The 15152-nt window shown below is 52.8% G+C and carries 17 protein-coding genes; 14 read left to right on the forward strand and 3 right to left on the reverse strand.

Features of this window, described 5'->3' with window-relative positions; translation table 11 throughout:
• The first annotated feature begins 164 nt into the window (after positions 1–164).
• The 8 genes from hemL (at position 165) to Q7J88_RS07475 (ending at position 7698) form a co-directional block, all read left to right on the forward strand.
• Positions 165–1448 (forward strand): glutamate-1-semialdehyde 2,1-aminomutase, encoded by a 1284-nt coding sequence (gene hemL / locus Q7J88_RS07440; RefSeq protein ID WP_369681992.1) that lies wholly within the window; start codon positions 165–167, stop codon positions 1446–1448.
• A gap of 128 nt (positions 1449–1576) precedes the next feature.
• Positions 1577–1852, forward strand: a complete 276-nt coding sequence (locus Q7J88_RS07445) for an AtpZ/AtpI family protein (protein WP_303721539.1) — start codon at positions 1577–1579, stop codon at positions 1850–1852.
• Positions 1836–2201: an ATP synthase subunit I gene (locus tag Q7J88_RS07450; protein ID WP_303721540.1), complete on the forward strand. Its 366-nt coding sequence runs from the start codon at positions 1836–1838 to the stop codon at positions 2199–2201. The genes Q7J88_RS07445 and Q7J88_RS07450 overlap by 17 nt, the downstream gene beginning before the upstream one ends.
• A gap of 27 nt (positions 2202–2228) precedes the next feature.
• The gene (atpB, locus tag Q7J88_RS07455) at positions 2229–2903 is read left to right on the forward strand and encodes a F0F1 ATP synthase subunit A (protein WP_303721541.1); all 675 of its coding nucleotides are present in this window, start codon (positions 2229–2231) and stop codon (positions 2901–2903) included.
• 105 nt (positions 2904–3008) lie between these two features.
• On the forward strand, positions 3009–3275 hold the full coding sequence (gene atpE / locus Q7J88_RS07460; RefSeq protein WP_303721542.1) for an ATP synthase F0 subunit C: 267 nt from the start codon (positions 3009–3011) through the stop codon (positions 3273–3275).
• A gap of 543 nt (positions 3276–3818) precedes the next feature.
• Positions 3819–5669 carry a cytochrome c3 family protein gene (locus tag Q7J88_RS07465; RefSeq protein WP_303721543.1) on the forward strand — a complete coding sequence of 617 codons (1851 nt, stop codon included), beginning with the start codon at positions 3819–3821 and terminating at the stop codon, positions 5667–5669.
• A gap of 68 nt (positions 5670–5737) precedes the next feature.
• Positions 5738–5959, forward strand: a complete 222-nt coding sequence (locus Q7J88_RS07470; RefSeq protein ID WP_303721545.1) for a hypothetical protein — start codon at positions 5738–5740, stop codon at positions 5957–5959.
• A gap of 278 nt (positions 5960–6237) precedes the next feature.
• Positions 6238–7698 carry a NapC/NirT family cytochrome c gene (locus Q7J88_RS07475; protein WP_303721547.1) on the forward strand — a complete coding sequence of 487 codons (1461 nt, stop codon included), beginning with the start codon at positions 6238–6240 and terminating at the stop codon, positions 7696–7698.
• 85 nt (positions 7699–7783) lie between these two features.
• Here Q7J88_RS07475 and Q7J88_RS07480 read toward each other — a convergent pair whose 3' ends face one another.
• Complete coding sequence (locus tag Q7J88_RS07480) at positions 7784–9541, reverse strand: hypothetical protein (protein ID WP_303721548.1); 1758 nt, start codon at positions 9539–9541, stop codon at positions 7784–7786.
• Positions 9542–9757: 216 nt separating this feature from the next.
• Here Q7J88_RS07480 and Q7J88_RS07485 point away from each other — a divergent pair, with 216 nt between their 5' ends.
• The 6 genes from Q7J88_RS07485 to Q7J88_RS07510 all read left to right on the forward strand — a co-directional run bounded on the left by Q7J88_RS07485 (position 9758) and on the right by Q7J88_RS07510 (position 13819).
• Positions 9758–10228 carry a cytochrome c3 family protein gene (locus Q7J88_RS07485; RefSeq protein WP_303721549.1) on the forward strand — a complete coding sequence of 157 codons (471 nt, stop codon included), beginning with the start codon at positions 9758–9760 and terminating at the stop codon, positions 10226–10228.
• A gap of 2 nt (positions 10229–10230) precedes the next feature.
• On the forward strand, positions 10231–11004 hold the full coding sequence (locus tag Q7J88_RS07490) for a 4Fe-4S dicluster domain-containing protein (protein WP_369681993.1): 774 nt from the start codon (positions 10231–10233) through the stop codon (positions 11002–11004).
• Positions 11005–11006: 2 nt separating this feature from the next.
• Positions 11007–12314 carry an NrfD/PsrC family molybdoenzyme membrane anchor subunit gene (gene nrfD / locus Q7J88_RS07495; protein WP_303721552.1) on the forward strand — a complete coding sequence of 436 codons (1308 nt, stop codon included), beginning with the start codon at positions 11007–11009 and terminating at the stop codon, positions 12312–12314.
• Between the two features lie 129 nt (positions 12315–12443).
• Positions 12444–13022: an isochorismatase family protein gene (locus Q7J88_RS07500; protein ID WP_303721553.1), complete on the forward strand. Its 579-nt coding sequence runs from the start codon at positions 12444–12446 to the stop codon at positions 13020–13022.
• Positions 13022–13381, forward strand: coding sequence for a TraR/DksA C4-type zinc finger protein (locus Q7J88_RS07505; RefSeq protein WP_303721554.1), 360 nt, complete (start codon positions 13022–13024; stop codon positions 13379–13381). The genes Q7J88_RS07500 and Q7J88_RS07505 overlap by 1 nt, the downstream gene beginning before the upstream one ends.
• Positions 13382–13819, forward strand: a complete 438-nt coding sequence (locus Q7J88_RS07510; RefSeq protein WP_303721555.1) for a DMT family transporter — start codon at positions 13382–13384, stop codon at positions 13817–13819.
• 47 nt (positions 13820–13866) lie between these two features.
• On the opposite strand, the gene Q7J88_RS07515 is transcribed toward Q7J88_RS07510, so the two are convergent.
• Positions 13867–14208, reverse strand: coding sequence for a DUF3024 domain-containing protein (locus tag Q7J88_RS07515; RefSeq protein WP_303721556.1), 342 nt, complete (start codon positions 14206–14208; stop codon positions 13867–13869).
• Positions 14208–15149 carry a PLP-dependent cysteine synthase family protein gene (locus Q7J88_RS07520; RefSeq protein ID WP_303721557.1) on the reverse strand — a complete coding sequence of 314 codons (942 nt, stop codon included), beginning with the start codon at positions 15147–15149 and terminating at the stop codon, positions 14208–14210. Before Q7J88_RS07520 ends, Q7J88_RS07515 begins: the two co-directional genes overlap by 1 nt.
• Between the last annotated feature and the right edge of the window lie 3 nt (positions 15150–15152).

A 15152-nucleotide genomic window follows, 5' to 3' on the forward strand; every position in this document is an offset into this window, starting at 1 on the left:
ATTCTTCTCCCGAAATGAAATTTTGCGCGTATTTTCCTAGCGTCGTTTCGGCTGTTTGCTTGACAGGAATGGGTGCCTGTGATAACGAAAGCGGTCTATTTACAGAGCTTTTTCCCGCAATCTTCTTTACAAAAATTCGTTCCTCTTTTTTAGGGAGTCACATGATGAATCATCAGCAATCTGAAGCCTTGTTCTCAGCCGCTAAAACATTCATTCCCGGTGGTGTCAACAGCCCGGTTCGGGCATTTAAATCGGTCGGTTGCAACCCGATTTTTATTGAAAAGGCAGCCGGCAGCAAAATCTATGATGCAGATGGCAACGAATATATCGATTATGTCGGTTCCTGGGGGCCGATGATTCTTGGTCACTGTCACCCGAAGGTAGTCGAGGCGATTCAGAAGACCGCTGCTAGCGGTGCCTCTTTTGGTGCTCCGACGGCTCGCGAGACACAGCTGGCGGAGATGGTTTGTGAAGCCTATCCGAATATCGAGAAGGTTCGTATGGTCTCTTCCGGGACCGAGGCGACGATGAGCGCGATCCGCTTGGCGCGCGGGTATACCGGGCGTGACAAGATTCTCAAGTTTGACGGCTGCTACCATGGCCATGCCGACTCCCTGCTGGTTAAGGCGGGCAGCGGTTTGGCCACCTTCGGAGTGCCGACCTCTCCGGGCGTACCGACCGATTTTGCCAAGTACACTCTGACCGCGACCTACAACGATCTGGACGAAGTGAAACAGATGGTGGCTGCCAACAATAAAGAGATTGCCTGTATCATCCTCGAGCCGATCGCCGGCAACATGGGCTGTGTGCCGCCGGCACCAGGTTTCCTCGAAGGACTGCGCGCACTTTGTGATGCCGAAGGGATCGTGCTGATCATCGATGAAGTCATGACCGGTTTTCGTGTTGCCTACGGTGGCGCACAGGAGCGCTTCAACGTGCGTGGCGACCTGGTTTGCCTCGGTAAGATCATCGGTGGTGGTTTGCCGGTCGGCGCGTTTGGCGGCAAAAAGGAGATCATGGATTCGCTGTCGCCGGAAGGTGGAGTCTACCAGGCTGGCACCCTGTCGGGAAACCCTCTGGCGATGAGTGCTGGGATTGCCACGTTGCGCCTTCTGAAGGAAGAGGGCTTCTATCAGCAGATCGAAGAGAAGAGCGCCTATCTGGAAAAAGGGTTGCAGCAAGTGACCGGTAACAGCACTATCGCTACTTGCTGGCAGCGGGTTGGAGGCATGTTCTGCACTTATTTCCAGGGTGGTCCGGTTAATTCCTTCGCCGATGCGGTCAAAAGCGATACCGAAACCTTTGGCAGGTTTTTCCGTAACATGCTTGATTTCGGTATCAATCTGGCTCCTTCGCAATTCGAGGCCGGGTTTATGAGTGTTGCCCACTCAAAAGAAGACCTGGACAAGACCATTGCGGCTGCCGAAAAATCGTTTGCTGCGCTGTAAAACTCTTTTGCGTGAAACGGGGGTAACCCCGATCAAATGCAGTTATTAAGCGGTTGACTTCATGGGGTTGCTGTGGTATTTAAGGTCCGCTTTTCACCGCAGCATTGTATGCTGTATACAAAAGACTGATGGCCGAAACTAAAGAAAATAGACGCGAATTATTTAAATCGATTGGTTTTCTGTCGGGCGTCGGAATCTCCATGGTCGCAGCCACCTTTATCGGCTTCGGCATGGGGCATTATCTCGACCGGTGGCTCGATACCAAGCCGTGGTTGACGATGGTTTTTCTTGTTCTTGGCATCATTGCCGGGTTTCGGAATGTTTATATTCTGACCGCCCGCGAGTTGAGACGCCAGAAACGGGAAGAGCAGCAGTTGGAAAAGGATCGTGACGCAGAAGGATGATCAGCTGCTGGCGGTAATAGCCCGGCGTAATTGGATAATACTGATCGTTTTGGTTCTGCTCAGCCTGCTCTGGCAATCACCCCCGATAACCTACGGTGTTCTGGCCGGCGGTGTGCTGGTGATAATCAATTATCGCTGGCTCGGCCGCTCGCTGCTGAGGGTGATCGACGATCCGCAACTGCATTCGGCAAAAGGCTTCAAGCGCAACTATTTTTTCCGCTTGGTCTTTATTGCATGTGCCATTTATCTGCTGCTGGTAAGAGGCGGCGTGCATCCGCTGGCATTGATTGTCGGTCTGTCGGTGGTGGTTTTGAACTTGATGATCACAACGCTTAAACGGCTTTATTAAGTTCACAATAGATAGGAGAGCAAAAGCATGACTCATCCGTTTTTATTCCTGCAGTGGCTCGAACAGCAGCTGCATCTGCACATCGGCGAGCACGTGACCTACTCTTGGCTGGTGATGATTATTCTGATTGTCGTCGCCTTTCTGGCCACTCGAGCGATTTCGATTGTCCCGACCGGTCTGCAGAACCTGATGGAGACAGTCGTCACCGGGATCGAGGGGCTGCTAGAAGAAACCATGGGTGAAGAGGGGAAGGATTACTTCCCGTTGATCGCCACCTTCGCGCTGTTTATTCTGGTTTCCAACCTGATTGCGCTGATCCCCGGTTTCTACCCGCCAACTGCCAATCTGAACACCAACGCCGCGCTGGCGCTGACGGTTTTTGTGATGACGCACGTGGTTGGCTTTAAAAAGCATGGTGCTCACTATCTCAAGCATTTTATGGGACCGATCTGGTGGCTGGCGCCGCTGATCTTCGTCATTGAGATCATTGGTCACTTGGCTCGCCCGCTTTCACTCACTCTGCGTCTTTTCGGTAACATGTGGGGGCATGAGATCGTGCTGATGATCTTCCTGATGCTTGTGCCGCTGTTCCTGCCGATCCCGATGATGCTGATGGGTGTGCTGGTCGCTTTCATCCAGACCTTCGTGTTTACCCTGCTAGCGATGATCTACATCGCCGGGGCTCTGGAAGAAGCTCACTAATAGATTCAGCCTGCTGACAGGCTGTTAAGATTATTTTTCGCAGGTGCGAAATAAGGTCCTATATAAAATAGGAACAATCAAACAAAAGAAAAAAGGAGAATGAAAATGGAATTTTTCGCTTGGTGTATGATGGCTGCTGGTCTCGGTATGGGTCTCGGTTCTTTCGGTACCGGTATCGGTCAGGGTCTGGCTATCAAATCCGCTTGTGAAGGCGTTGCTCGTAACCCGGGTGCTTCCGGTAAAATCCTGACCACCATGATGATCGGCCTGGCGATGATCGAGTCCCTGGCAATCTACGTTTTCGTTGTAGCCATGATTATCCTCTTCGCTAACCCGTTTACCGAAGAAGTTATCAAGCTGCTGGCTAAGTAATTTGGCGCATCAGTTTGTTTGAAAGAGGCGAACCTAGACGGGTTCGCCTCTTTTTTTATGTTTGTTAATTGCCCCCTACAGGAAGCGGGCTCTTAGCCCTAAATCCCCAATAAACAGAGGAATTCAGTCTTTTTTTGTTGCGACAAAACTCGATTCTGTGTATTCTTCGCGGCGACGTTTTGTCCGCTAATTTGCGCTGAATTTACATAATTCAATATACAAAAGGACAGATGTTGTGTCGCCGGTCGACGTCGGTCGGCGTGGAATGTAGTGATCGGTACCTGGGTTACGAAAGAGGTTTTTGTTAAGGCTTTTACTGTTCCCTATTTGTCGCCACCTTAGCAAGATTTTCCCGGTTCAGATCCCAAATTTCAGAATATATTGGTTTCGCGGCGGAAAGGTATTTCCGCCTATTTTGCGATTGCGAAGATAATTGCACATATGCCCCATTGGTAAGGAGCTGCTCACTCCTTGCCGACGGTTACCTGCCATGCCGTTTAGGGGGCAATGTTTTTCTTAAGGACTCTAAAAAGGAGAATTTTGATGAGAACGACCCGGTTGCTATTTGTTGTAGCCCTGTTGTTTCTGGGGCTAGGTTCTCAGGCGCTTGCTGAGAACCTGATCGCTTCACCAGAAACTTGTCTAGAGTGCCATGAAGATGTCATCTCTGCGGATGAGTTTGCGGCATCCGTTCATGGTCCCAACGGCTGTGTTGCCTGCCACATCGAGCTGACTGCTCTTGACCTGCATATGGAAGGCGAACTGATGCCTGCGCCGGTCAAGTGTGTTCGCTGCCATAAGAAAGAGACCGCTGAACATTATGCCAGTGTACACAAGCTGAACGAAATCGAGTGTGCTTCCTGTCACTCTGAAATCCACAGCCAGCAGCCTTGGAAAGGGGATAAGCGGATTGCATCCGCAAAATGTTCCGAGTGTCATGATGATGCTTATGAGCAGTACCAAGGGTCAGTTCACGGTAAAGCAGTCGAGGCTGGAAGTATGGACTCGGCCGCCTGCATTGACTGCCATAATCTGCATGACATTAAAGAAATCGGTGACCCCAATGATCGTGAAACCCGTGCCTTCCATACCGACGTCTGCCTGAAGTGTCATGCCGACGAAGAGTTGATGGAGAAGAGCGGCGTTACCCATATGGCTGTTGAGACTTACCTCAACAGTTATCATGGCAAGAACTTTGAACTCGGCTATCCGGAACTGGTTGCCGGTTGTGCCGACTGTCATACCTCACACTCGATTCTGCCGCATGATGATCCGAAATCGAGCCTGAATCCAGAGAACCTGATTGCGCGTTGTGGACAGTGTCACGAAAACTCCTCGGCCCAATTCGTCAAGTTTTACTCTCACGGCAACATGCACGATAATGAGAAATACCCGATACTCTACTACACCTACGTTGCCATGACTGGTCTGCTGCTCGGCACATTTGCCGTGTTCTGGATCCATACGCTGCTCTGGCTGTTCCGTGGTTTCGTTGAAAACCGTGAGAAAAAGCGCGCGCTGATCGCTGGTCACCATCATGTGATTCCGGATGCCCACAAGATTTATCGTCGCTTTAGTAGGGTGCATATCTTCCTGCATCTGCTGGTGATCACCAGCTTCCTGCTCCTGTCGCTGACCGGTATCCCGCTCAAGTTTGCTGTGCAGCCATGGGCTCATGCGATGATGGACTTCTACGGTGGCGCTAGTGTCGCTGCTGCATTGCACCGCGTCGGCGCAATGATCACCGGTGTCTACTTCGGTTGTGCGCTGTTTATGAGTGCCAAGTTCCTGTTCAAAGACCTGCAGTCACCGGCTGATTTTGTGCGGCGCCTGTTCGGCCCGGAATCGCTCTGCCCGAACCTGCGCGACATTCAAGACGTCACCAACATGGTTCGTTGGTTCCTGTTCCTCGGTCCGAAGCCGACCTTCGAGCGCTGGACCTACTGGGAGAAATTCGACTTTATCGCCGTCTTCTGGGGTATGTTTGCCATCGGTGGTTCCGGCCTGATGCTCTGGTTCCCGGAGTTCTTCGGCTCCTTCCTGCCGGGCTGGGTTTTCAACGTAGCGACCATCATCCACTCTGATGAGGCGTTGCTGGCGACCGGCTTCATCTTTACCGTCCACTTCTTCAACACCCACGGGCGGCCGGAGAAGTTCCCGATGGACTTTGTCATCTTCAACGGTGAGTTGCCGAAAGAGGAATTCATCGAGGAGCGTGGTGATCAGTGGAAGCGTTACGAAGAAGCAGGTGTTCTTGAAGACTACGTCAAAGAGAAGCCGAGCGGCATCCCTTACGACTTTTTTATCAAGGGCTTTGGCTTCCTGGCAGTGTTTACCGGTTGTGCGCTGCTGTTCCTGATGATCTATGCGTTCGTCACCAGCGGATTCCACTAGTCTCCGTTTGATTGACTGTCCGAAAGGGGCTGCTTGATCGGCAGCCCCTTTCTTTTTAGGATCTGGACATGAAGGACAAAGACTTGCTGTTATCGATTATTGCCATTGTCGTTTACATCTTGGGCGGGATTGGCACATTCGCGGGGATCGGCCTGATCCTGCTGATGAAGGGGCAGGACCTTTGGGGGCTGGGAGAGGGGCACACCGTCGGTTATCTGCTTGTCTGCGTTGGCTTGATCTTTTCGATTCTCGGTGTTTTAATTATGCGTATATTGCGTAATAGAATTTGATTTCTTGCGATCCTCCCTTTAGAATTTCCTTACCCTTTATTTAACTTCTTGTAATATAAGCTATTTTATTTGTGTCAGATGTGTTCTTTTTTTGTTGTCCAAAAATAGAACAATGGTTTACTATGCGGAGGATTAAGTGTTGACAGTAATTTACTGTGGTGCTAGGTTTGCGCCTCCGGTTTTTCCCGACCAATTTACTTTGATTACCCTCATTGGCAATTTCTAGCTTTATTTGACGCAGTGGTTACATTAATAATCTAGCAAGGAGTAAAAAATTCATGGCGACTTCACTGTCCGATATCCCCAAGGCGTTTCTCAAGGGCATTGCTCACAGCAGAGTTTCCCTGCTCGGGGCAATGGTTGTCACTGTTTCATTCCCGTTCCTGATTGGCGCCATCCTTTACGACATGTTTTTGCATATTCCCAACCCCTACTTTGCCGGGTTTATCTACATGATCCTTGGCCCCAGTTTTATAGGTGGGTTGGTGTTGATCTTTGTCGGTTTGTTTTTTGCCAAAGGGCAGGAGGAGGTGCGGCTTTTTACCTTGGCCTATTTCCGAGATAAACTGGCCGATCAGACCGGTTATGAAAAGATCCGCAAGCTTGTCTTTGTTGGTGTCTTTCTGACTTGTATCAACTTGTTCGTTGTCGGTGTGCTGGCCTACAGCGGCTATCACTATATGGAGTCCAATTCGTTCTGTGGCCAGGTCTGCCATGTGCCGATGACCCCTGAGTTTACCGCTTATCAGAACTCGTCCCATTCACGTGTGCACTGTGTCGAGTGTCACATTGGCTCCGGTGCTTCCTGGTTTGTCAAGTCGAAGATTTCGGGTGCTCGTCAGCTCTATGCGGTGCTCGCAGATACCTTCTCCCGGCCGATCGAAACCCCGGTTCGTGGACTGCGCCCGGCGCGGGACACCTGTGAGGAGTGTCACCGCCCCGAGAAGTTCCTTGGTGACAAACTGGTGATCAAGGACAAATTTCTGGATGATGAGAACAGTACCCATGTTAAAACCGTGCTGCTGATGAAAATAGGTAGCGCCGGTGATCGGGCGGCTAACTCGCACGGGATTCATTGGCATGTCGCCCCGGAAAACAGAATAACCTACAAGGCGGCAGATTGGGAGCGGACCATAATCCCCGAAGTGGCCTTGACGGTGGATGATGGCAAGGAAGTGGTTTACCGCTCGGCAGAGGCAGATGAGCAGTTGGCGGAGGCAGAAGAACTGCAGGTGCGGGAAATGGATTGTATGGACTGTCACAACCGCCCGAGTCATGTTTATCTGCCGCCGGACAAGGCGATTGATGCCAAGCTGTTGATCAATGAGATCCCTAAGGACCTGCCGTATATCAAACGGCAGGCGATGGCTGTTGCTACCGAGACTGAATATGCGACACAAGATGAGGCACGGACCGCAATAGCGAGTGGGCTGGTCGAGTTTTATAAGCAAAATTATCCCGACATCTATGCGGGTGAGCGGGAGAAAGTTGATCGTGCCGTGGCCGGAGTGCAGGAGGCCTATGTGCAGAATGTTTTCCCTGAAATGGGTATTCAATGGAATACCTACATCAGCCATCTAGGACACGCAAACGAAATGGGCTGTTTCCGCTGCCACAATGAAGAGCATGAGGCAGAAAATGGTGAAGTAATCTCGATGGATTGCGATACCTGTCATACTATCCTCGCTGAAGAGGAGGATGATCCGGAAATCCTCGAAACTCTACTCGGCGGCCACTAATAGTCACTTTCATATCGTTTTTTATTCAGAGCCCCGTGCCGATCTGGCACGGGGCTTTTTTTATTTGATGTTCTTCAAAAAGGATTTACGTCGATAGTGGGACTCTGGGAGGTTTTTTTTCCGGTTGCCAGCGAGACAGGATGAATGATTCCAATGCCGCAGCAATGCCGAAAGTGAAAATACTGGCGACCAGCCAGATTCCTTTGCTGTGAAACAGGTCAAACAGGATCACTTTCCCGCAACTAATAAATAGCAGGAGAATTGTGATATTTCGCAATTCCTGATTGTTATGGCGTGCCGCGTGCAGGATCATGAGGATTGCGGTGAGGTTTATAATTAAGCTCTGCAGAGCGATAAAGGCACTGGGGGATTGTTCCGGGCTCACAAATACAGATGTAGTACAGAGGGCCACTATGTAGGCCATGCCCAGACTGCTAATTAAAATAAAGACGCTGGTGACATCATTCTTGTCAACCTGTGAATAGAAGTGAGACTGGGGGGGGGGCTTGTGTTGTCTGCAAAAGCGGTATTGAGCTAGAGAAAACAGGCTGCAGAGGCCAGCCGCCAGGATAGTTGTCGCAGGAGCCTCGGGGATGCCGTTGTTGAGCACGTCTATGCTGAGCATCAGGACGGTATAGACTTGCAACAGGGTCGCGGTGACCCTCATGCCACCGCTCATCCAAGGCCGCGATAAGGTACAGATTAGGAGTGCCAAGCCGGCGAGAAGAGGTAGCGGTGCGAGTATGCCACCTAGGAGCGCTGGTAAGGCCAGACACGCGAGGATTGTTCCGCCGGCGACAAAGGTGTTGGTGCCGGGGGCGTTCCTTTTTTGTCTGGTTGAAAGCCAGTAGGCGAGGGCGAAGTGGACAATCGCCGCTGCCGCCGCCGGAGCTCCAAATGCGACTGGATTTTTCATGGCGTAAATTCCTGCAACGTAACACCAGCCGGCGTTTAGGGCGGGCAGGCTAAAGTCGAATTTAGAAATTTTCTCCTCACCGCTGCGAATAATGCCAAACAGCGCTATCATCATAAAGGTAAGGCCGATCAGGGTGACGATGGGAATAAACCAGTCTGCAGCGAGAAAATCTTTATTCTCAGCCTGCTGGAAAAACTTGCCACTCACCTTAAGGCCCCAGATCTGGAGCATGAAGTGGGTAGTAAAGAGCAGAAACCAGCGCAGCCAAGAACAGCGCTTCAGGCGGGTGGCGAAATAGCCGAGGATGTTGGCTGTCCAGAGAAGTAGCCCGAGAAATGGGAAGAAAGGATTTGGATAATCAATAGAAACACCGGCGATACACATCCCGAGGGTGCCAATAATGATCGGCAGTGCAACCCGGTTGGCGTAGCTGATTAATGCCAGGCCAATTCCGGTTCCGGCCAACATGGTATAGACCGCGACCATTGGGATAGATTCAAATCGGGTGTAGGTTTCGACGAGGATGGTGAACATAAGCAGTGCACCCGTAGTGCTGAACAGGGGGGCGAGAGCACTGTCGCGGCGGTAAAAGAAATGGCTGCTGATAATAAGTCCAGCGGCGTAGCCGATGCCGAGGAGGGTGCCGATCTGTAGGTTAAGCAATCCATTGTCGGTCAATGCCCGCAGCCCAAGGGCGGCTACCAGTAGAAAGCAGAGGATTGAGAGGAACTGAAGCATTGAACTGCTGCTGCTCAGCAGTTGTGCTTCGTCTGGAGGTTTGACTTCTGGTGCTTTTGGTGAGGGAGGTTTACTGATTATGCTGTGGCTGGCGGTTTTCTCCAGCTCGTTGACCCGCTGGTCAAGCTGCCTCACAAGCGCGGTTAACTCGCGCACCTGTTGCTCAAGGGGGGAATGCATGTTGGTCATATCCACGCCTCCGGAGACAAGGTATAAAACACTATTCTATAACTACAAATTGTTTAGTGCAACAGTAAAGTTTAATTGTTTTTACTCAATTTTTTCCATTTATTACTTCTTGTTGATGGTGACAATGGTGTTTGCGATCTGAAAAATTATTGACAATAATTGTAGGGATAAAGAATACTGTGGAAACAATGTTTTGCAAAATTAGGGGAGGTGTCTGTGAAGCGACATGTGTGGCGACCGCTCTACGTAGTTATCGGGCTCGTTGCGTTTATCCTGGTTTTTAGGTTTTTCTACGTCCCAACGGATTTCGGTGTGCAGGAGCGAGGCTACACCTTCGGTTACCACCGCCTGCAGAACGAACAGGAGTGGAAGGACTATCCCGCCAAGTTCAAGGGCTCGGCCTACTGCGCGGAATGCCATGACGAGAATGCGACGAGCATTGCCGAATCGGGGCATGGCATCATTCCCTGCGAGGATTGCCATGGTGCTGCATTCAACCATCCAGAGGATCCGGAAACGCTGAGTATCGATCGGGGCCGTGACCTCTGCCTGCGTTGCCATTCGCAGCTGTTGATGCCGTCCAGTCAGCGGAATGATCTGCCCGGTATTGATCCCACCGGTCACAACGCCGGGATCGAGTGTGCCGACTGTCACAATCCACACAACCCGAGCCTGGAGGACATGTGATGATGAAGAGACGTGAGTTTTTAAAGAGTGCCGCGGTCTTCGTCTCCGGGGCTGCAGTGTCCCTTTCGGCACTTGAACTGCTCGACCCGCACGAGGTGCTGGCGCAGAACCCTGAACTGCGCTGGGGGTTCCTGGTCAATACCTACAACTGTGTCGGTTGCGGGATGTGCGTCAAGGCGTGCAAAATTGAGAACGATATCCCGCTCGAAGCCAACGTCACCCGGACCTGGGTCGAGCGTTACGTGATCACCAAGCAAGGCGAAACCTACAGTGACTGCCCGAAGGGGGCGCTGAATGGATTCACCAGCAAGCAGATCGACCAGAACGAATCGGGGATGAAGAAGATCGCCGACGCAGATATCTCTGAGGCTTTCTTCGTTCCCAAGCTCTGCAACCAATGCTCGAATCCGGCCTGTGTGCAGGTCTGCCCGGTCGGCGCCACCTACTCTACCGCCGACGGGGTGGTGTTGGTCGACCGCAAATGGTGTATCGGCTGCGGTTACTGCATCATGGGCTGCCCCTACGGGGTACGTTTTTTCCACCCGGTGGAGCACACCGCCGACAAATGCACCTTCTGCTACCACCGTATCTCCAACGGGGGCAACACCGCCTGCGCCCAAGCCTGCCCGTTCGGTGCCCGGCAGATCGGCAACCTCAAGGACCCGAACGACCCGGTAACCAAGGCGGTTCTGACTGAACGGGTCGGTATTCTGCGTGAGGAGTTCGGGACCAATCCGAATGTCTATTACATCGGTCTGAGCAAGGAGGTGCGCTAACTATGATTGAACAGGTTGCCCAAATGCTGGTTCATGGCGAGGCCTGGACGCTCAAGGACCTCTTCGTGTTGCCCAACGAATATGTCTACTGGTCGATCCAGATCGTTCTCTACCCCTATATGACCGGTCTGGTGGCCGGGGCTTTCGTGCTCTCCTCGTTGTATCATGTTTTCGGCGTGGAGAAGCTTAAGGAGATCGCGCGCTTTGCGCTGGTTTTCTCTTTCGCTCTGTTGCCGGTGGCGATGCTGCCGTTGCTGCTGCACCTGCAGCAGCCGCTGCGCGGCATCAACGTAATGATGACCCCGCACTTCACCTCGGCGATCTCGGCCTTCGGTATCGTCTTTATGACCTATGCCTGTATCGTCGGGGCAGAAATCTGGTTCGTTTACCGGAAGTTCTTCGTCGAGTCGCTGCAGCGACTGGAGGGCAAGCCCGATCGCTCGACGGCAGAGGGACTGTTGCTGGTGATTTACCGGCTACTCTCCCTCGGCGCACGGGATCTTGGCGGCGAAGCGCTGGAAGCGGACCACAAGGCGGTCAAAATCCTCGCCGGGCTGGGGATTCCGGTCGCCTGCTTCTTGCACGGCTATGCCGGTTTTATTTTCGGCTCGGTCAAGGCCAATGCCCTGTGGATGACCCCGCTGATGCCGGTTATCTTTATCTGCTCGGCGGTGGTGTCGGGGATCGCGCTCTGTCTCGTCAGCTACTATGTCTTTATGGAGTTACGCAAATGGGCCGCTAAGCGCGGCAAAAACTTCTTCCTTCCCGATGCCGTGGTACATGGGCGGGCCGCTGTTGACTACGAGCATTTGCGCAGTGTCCAGAACCACGAAGTCAAAATGACCTCCAAGTATCTGCTGATTTTCATGCTCCTGGCGATCACTTTGGAGTTGCTTGACATGATCTTTCGCGGCTATACAGCGGTTAGGTCTTGGGATGCGCTCCGGCAGGTCATTTACGAACATGATTTCGTCAAGATCTTTATCATGCAGTATGGCATCGGCAATGCGCTGCCGTTCCTGCTGTTGCTGATCCCCCGGATTACGGCGCGCCGCGCCGCGCTGGCCTCGGTGCTGGTCCTGTTCGGCGTGCTGATGATGCGTTGGAATGTCGTCATCGGCGGGCAGGCTTTTTCGCTAACCTTCAAAGGGTTTATGCACTATCATCTGCCTATTATCCCCTACGATATGGAGACCTTCAAAGAGGGCTTGGGAGGCGCCTTGCTGGTCGCCGCAACCCCCTTTGTGATCTTCTATTTCCTCAATATGATCGTCCCGGCCTTTATGGAAAGCCGGGATGAAGGGCACTGATCCGATGAACGATAGAGTGGCAGAAAAAAACCGTTCCCATAGGGGGACGGTTTTTTTCTGCAGAATTTCCGTTGGCAGTATCGGTGACTAGTCCCTATACTGTCTGAATAACCGAAAAAGGAGAAACCGATGGCTGAAATCAAGGATAAGTTCTGGCTGGATAAAAGCAAGGCGGCATTGGTGGTGATTGATGTACAGGAGAAGCTGGTGCCGGCGATGGATGAGCGGATCTGTGGGCAGCTGGTAGGCCACATCAATATGTTGGTCGAGGTGTTTAAGGCGATGAATCTGCCGATCATTGCCACTGAACAGTATCCACGCGGACTCGGCAACACCATCGGTGAGCTGTCGGCGGCGACTGAGCAGAGCTGTGTCGAAAAGGTCGCTTTCAGTTGCGCTGGCGAGCCGAACTTTGTCTCTGCTTTGGAGAAGACCGGTGCCAAGCAGGTGGTGCTGGTCGGCATGGAGGCGCATGTTTGCGTCTATCAGACAATGATCGATCTGCTCGACCGCGGCTATACCGTGCATCTGGTGCGGGACGCGATCTGCTCTCGCTTCAAGTCGGACTACCAGACCGCCATCAGCATGGCGTTGCAGATGGGGGCGGTGTTGACCACCACTGAGATGGCTCTGTTCCAGTTGGTCGGGGTTGCCGGTGGCGATGACTTCAAGCTGGTCTCCAAGCTGGCTCGTCGGCGGACCGCTTGATGGATGAGCTGACTGCAGATCAGCAAGAGGAGCTACAGGAAGATCTGCTATCCTTGCGGCAGGAGCTTCGGCAGTTGCTGACCGATTCGCAACAGAGCAGCAAACCCGTTGAGCTGGATCAACCGATCGGCCGCTTGTCGCGGATGGACGCGCTGCAACAGCAGGCGATGGCCAAGGCGAACCGCGCCGGCATCGAGCGGCGCCTGAAGCTGATCGAATCGGCGCTAATTGCGGTTAAACAGGAGCGTTATGGTGAGTGCCGGCGTTGTGAGGAACCGATCGGTTACCCTCGTCTGAAGGCCCGCCCGGAAACCCCATTTTGCCTGGAGTGTCAGGGCCGGATAGAAGAAGAGTGCTAGATGTCGAATCTTGTTTTGATCCTGCTGATGGTTGCCGGAGGTATAGCGGTCGCGGTGCAGCCATCGATCAATGCCCGTCTGGCGGAAAAAATCGGTTATCTGCAGGCGGCGACGGTCTCTTTTGCCGTTGGAACCATGATTCTGCTGTTGATCTCCCTGTCGGTACAGCAGGGGAGCTTTAAAAGAACCTTCGAAGCAGACTGGTGGCAATTAACTGGCGGCCTGTTCGGTGCCTTTTTCGTCACCATGACCATTGTCGGCGTGCCGCGGATCGGAACCACGGCAGTTTTGGCGTTGACCATCGTTTCTCAGTTGGTTGCCGGTTTGTTGATGGATCACTATGGCCTGTTCGGAATGCGCGGCATCCCGGTCGATTTCAAACGCCTGCTGGGCGTGGTGTTGCTGTTAGCCGGGGTCGCCTTGATCTGTCGGCGTTGATTTCTCAGATAGCAGAAAAGGAAAAGGCCTCAAACAGAGGCCTTTTTTCATTCAGGCCAAAAGTAGCCCATTGGGTCCTGTTTGATGGCTGTCAGGAGCTTGCTGAGGTCAAGGCTCGGCGTGATATTCAGGTACAGCTGCCAACGCTCATCGTTCAGATGATGCAAGGTCCACTGATTCAGGTCAGGATTATAGCGGATTTGTGCCATCGGTAGCGCCTGGTGTTCCTTGGGGTTATTCTGACAGCGCCGCACTTCGAACAGGTTGATCTGTTGGCCTTCGATCCGATAGCGCAAATGCCGCGGGCGAAAAGGGTCTTCCGCGGCTTGATTGCAGAAATCGAACAGCAATTTTTCGGCGCGTTTGCGCAGCAGTTCCGGCAGCGACATCAGGGCGGGCAGTTGCCGCAGTGCGAACGGAACAGGTTGGTGCTCAAATAGCGGTCGCCGCGATCAGGCAGGATGGTGACGATGGTGCCAGAAGCGATTTGGTTGGCGACGCGAATGGCGCCAGCGGCTGCCGCCCCGCTCGACATGCCGACAAAGATTCCCAGCTTTACCGCCAGTTGCCGAGCGGTTTCGTATGCTTCTTCATCTTCGATGACCATTTTCTGGTGCAGCTTGGTTTCATCGTAAATTTCCGGGACAATCGCTTCCTGCATGTTTTTCAGCCCTTGAACCTTGTGCCCCAGAGTTGGTTCGATGCCAACTACTTTAACCTGTGGCACGTGATCGGCAAAAAAGCGGCTCAGCCCCATCAGAGTGCCTGAGGTTCCCATGCCGGCGACTAAATAATCGATCTCGCCTCCTGATTGCTGGAGGATTTCCGGCCCGGTGGTCTCGTAATGGGCTAACGGGTTGTTCGGGTTCGCATATTGGTTCGGCATGTAATACATATCGGGGGTTTCGGCGAGAATCTTATGTGCCAGGCGGATCGCACCGTCGGTCGCTTCGCAGCCGGGGGAGAGAACCACTTCCGCCCCATACGCTTCGAGGACTCCTCGCCGTTCGGCGCTGACGCAGGCTGGCATTACCAATTTGACCCGGTAACCTTTGGCGGCGCCGATCATGGCGATGGCTATCCCGGTGTTGCCCGAGGTTGGCTCGAGAATGATCTTGTCGTGGGTCAGTTCGCCGCCCAGTTCTGCTTTTTCTATCATATACAGAGCCGGCCGATCCTTTACCGACCCGCCGGGATTGCTCCCTTCCAGTTTCGCCAGGATACGAACGCCCTGTTTGGCGCATAACGCCGAAATGTCAACCAGCGGGGTGTTGCCGACCGATTCGGCCAGCGACGGGACGTGAAATGTCTCTTCGTTCTTCTTCAGCACAGG

It is taken from the genome of Malonomonas rubra, assembly GCF_003247215.1.
Taxonomy (GTDB): Bacteria; Desulfobacterota; Desulfuromonadia; order Desulfuromonadales; family Geopsychrobacteraceae; genus Malonomonas; species Malonomonas rubra_A.

Coding starts and splice junctions, on each gene's coding strand:
- hemL (WP_369681992.1), top strand. CDS start 165: ATGAATCATCAGCAATCTGAAGCCTTGTTCTCAGCCGCTAAAACATTC.
- Q7J88_RS07445 (WP_303721539.1), top strand. CDS start 1,577: ATGGCCGAAACTAAAGAAAATAGACGCGAATTATTTAAATCGATTGGT.
- atpB (WP_303721541.1), top strand. CDS start 2,229: ATGACTCATCCGTTTTTATTCCTGCAGTGGCTCGAACAGCAGCTGCAT.
- atpE (WP_303721542.1), top strand. CDS start 3,009: ATGGAATTTTTCGCTTGGTGTATGATGGCTGCTGGTCTCGGTATGGGT.
- Q7J88_RS07465 (WP_303721543.1), top strand. CDS start 3,819: ATGAGAACGACCCGGTTGCTATTTGTTGTAGCCCTGTTGTTTCTGGGG.
- Q7J88_RS07470 (WP_303721545.1), top strand. CDS start 5,738: ATGAAGGACAAAGACTTGCTGTTATCGATTATTGCCATTGTCGTTTAC.
- Q7J88_RS07475 (WP_303721547.1), top strand. CDS start 6,238: ATGGCGACTTCACTGTCCGATATCCCCAAGGCGTTTCTCAAGGGCATT.
- Q7J88_RS07480 (WP_303721548.1), bottom strand. CDS start 9,541: ATGACCAACATGCATTCCCCCCTTGAGCAACAGGTGCGCGAGTTAACC.
- Q7J88_RS07490 (WP_369681993.1), top strand. CDS start 10,231: ATGAAGAGACGTGAGTTTTTAAAGAGTGCCGCGGTCTTCGTCTCCGGG.
- nrfD (WP_303721552.1), top strand. CDS start 11,007: ATGATTGAACAGGTTGCCCAAATGCTGGTTCATGGCGAGGCCTGGACG.
- Q7J88_RS07500 (WP_303721553.1), top strand. CDS start 12,444: ATGGCTGAAATCAAGGATAAGTTCTGGCTGGATAAAAGCAAGGCGGCA.
- Q7J88_RS07505 (WP_303721554.1), top strand. CDS start 13,022: ATGGATGAGCTGACTGCAGATCAGCAAGAGGAGCTACAGGAAGATCTG.
- Q7J88_RS07510 (WP_303721555.1), top strand. CDS start 13,382: ATGTCGAATCTTGTTTTGATCCTGCTGATGGTTGCCGGAGGTATAGCG.
- Q7J88_RS07515 (WP_303721556.1), bottom strand. CDS start 14,208: ATGTCGCTGCCGGAACTGCTGCGCAAACGCGCCGAAAAATTGCTGTTC.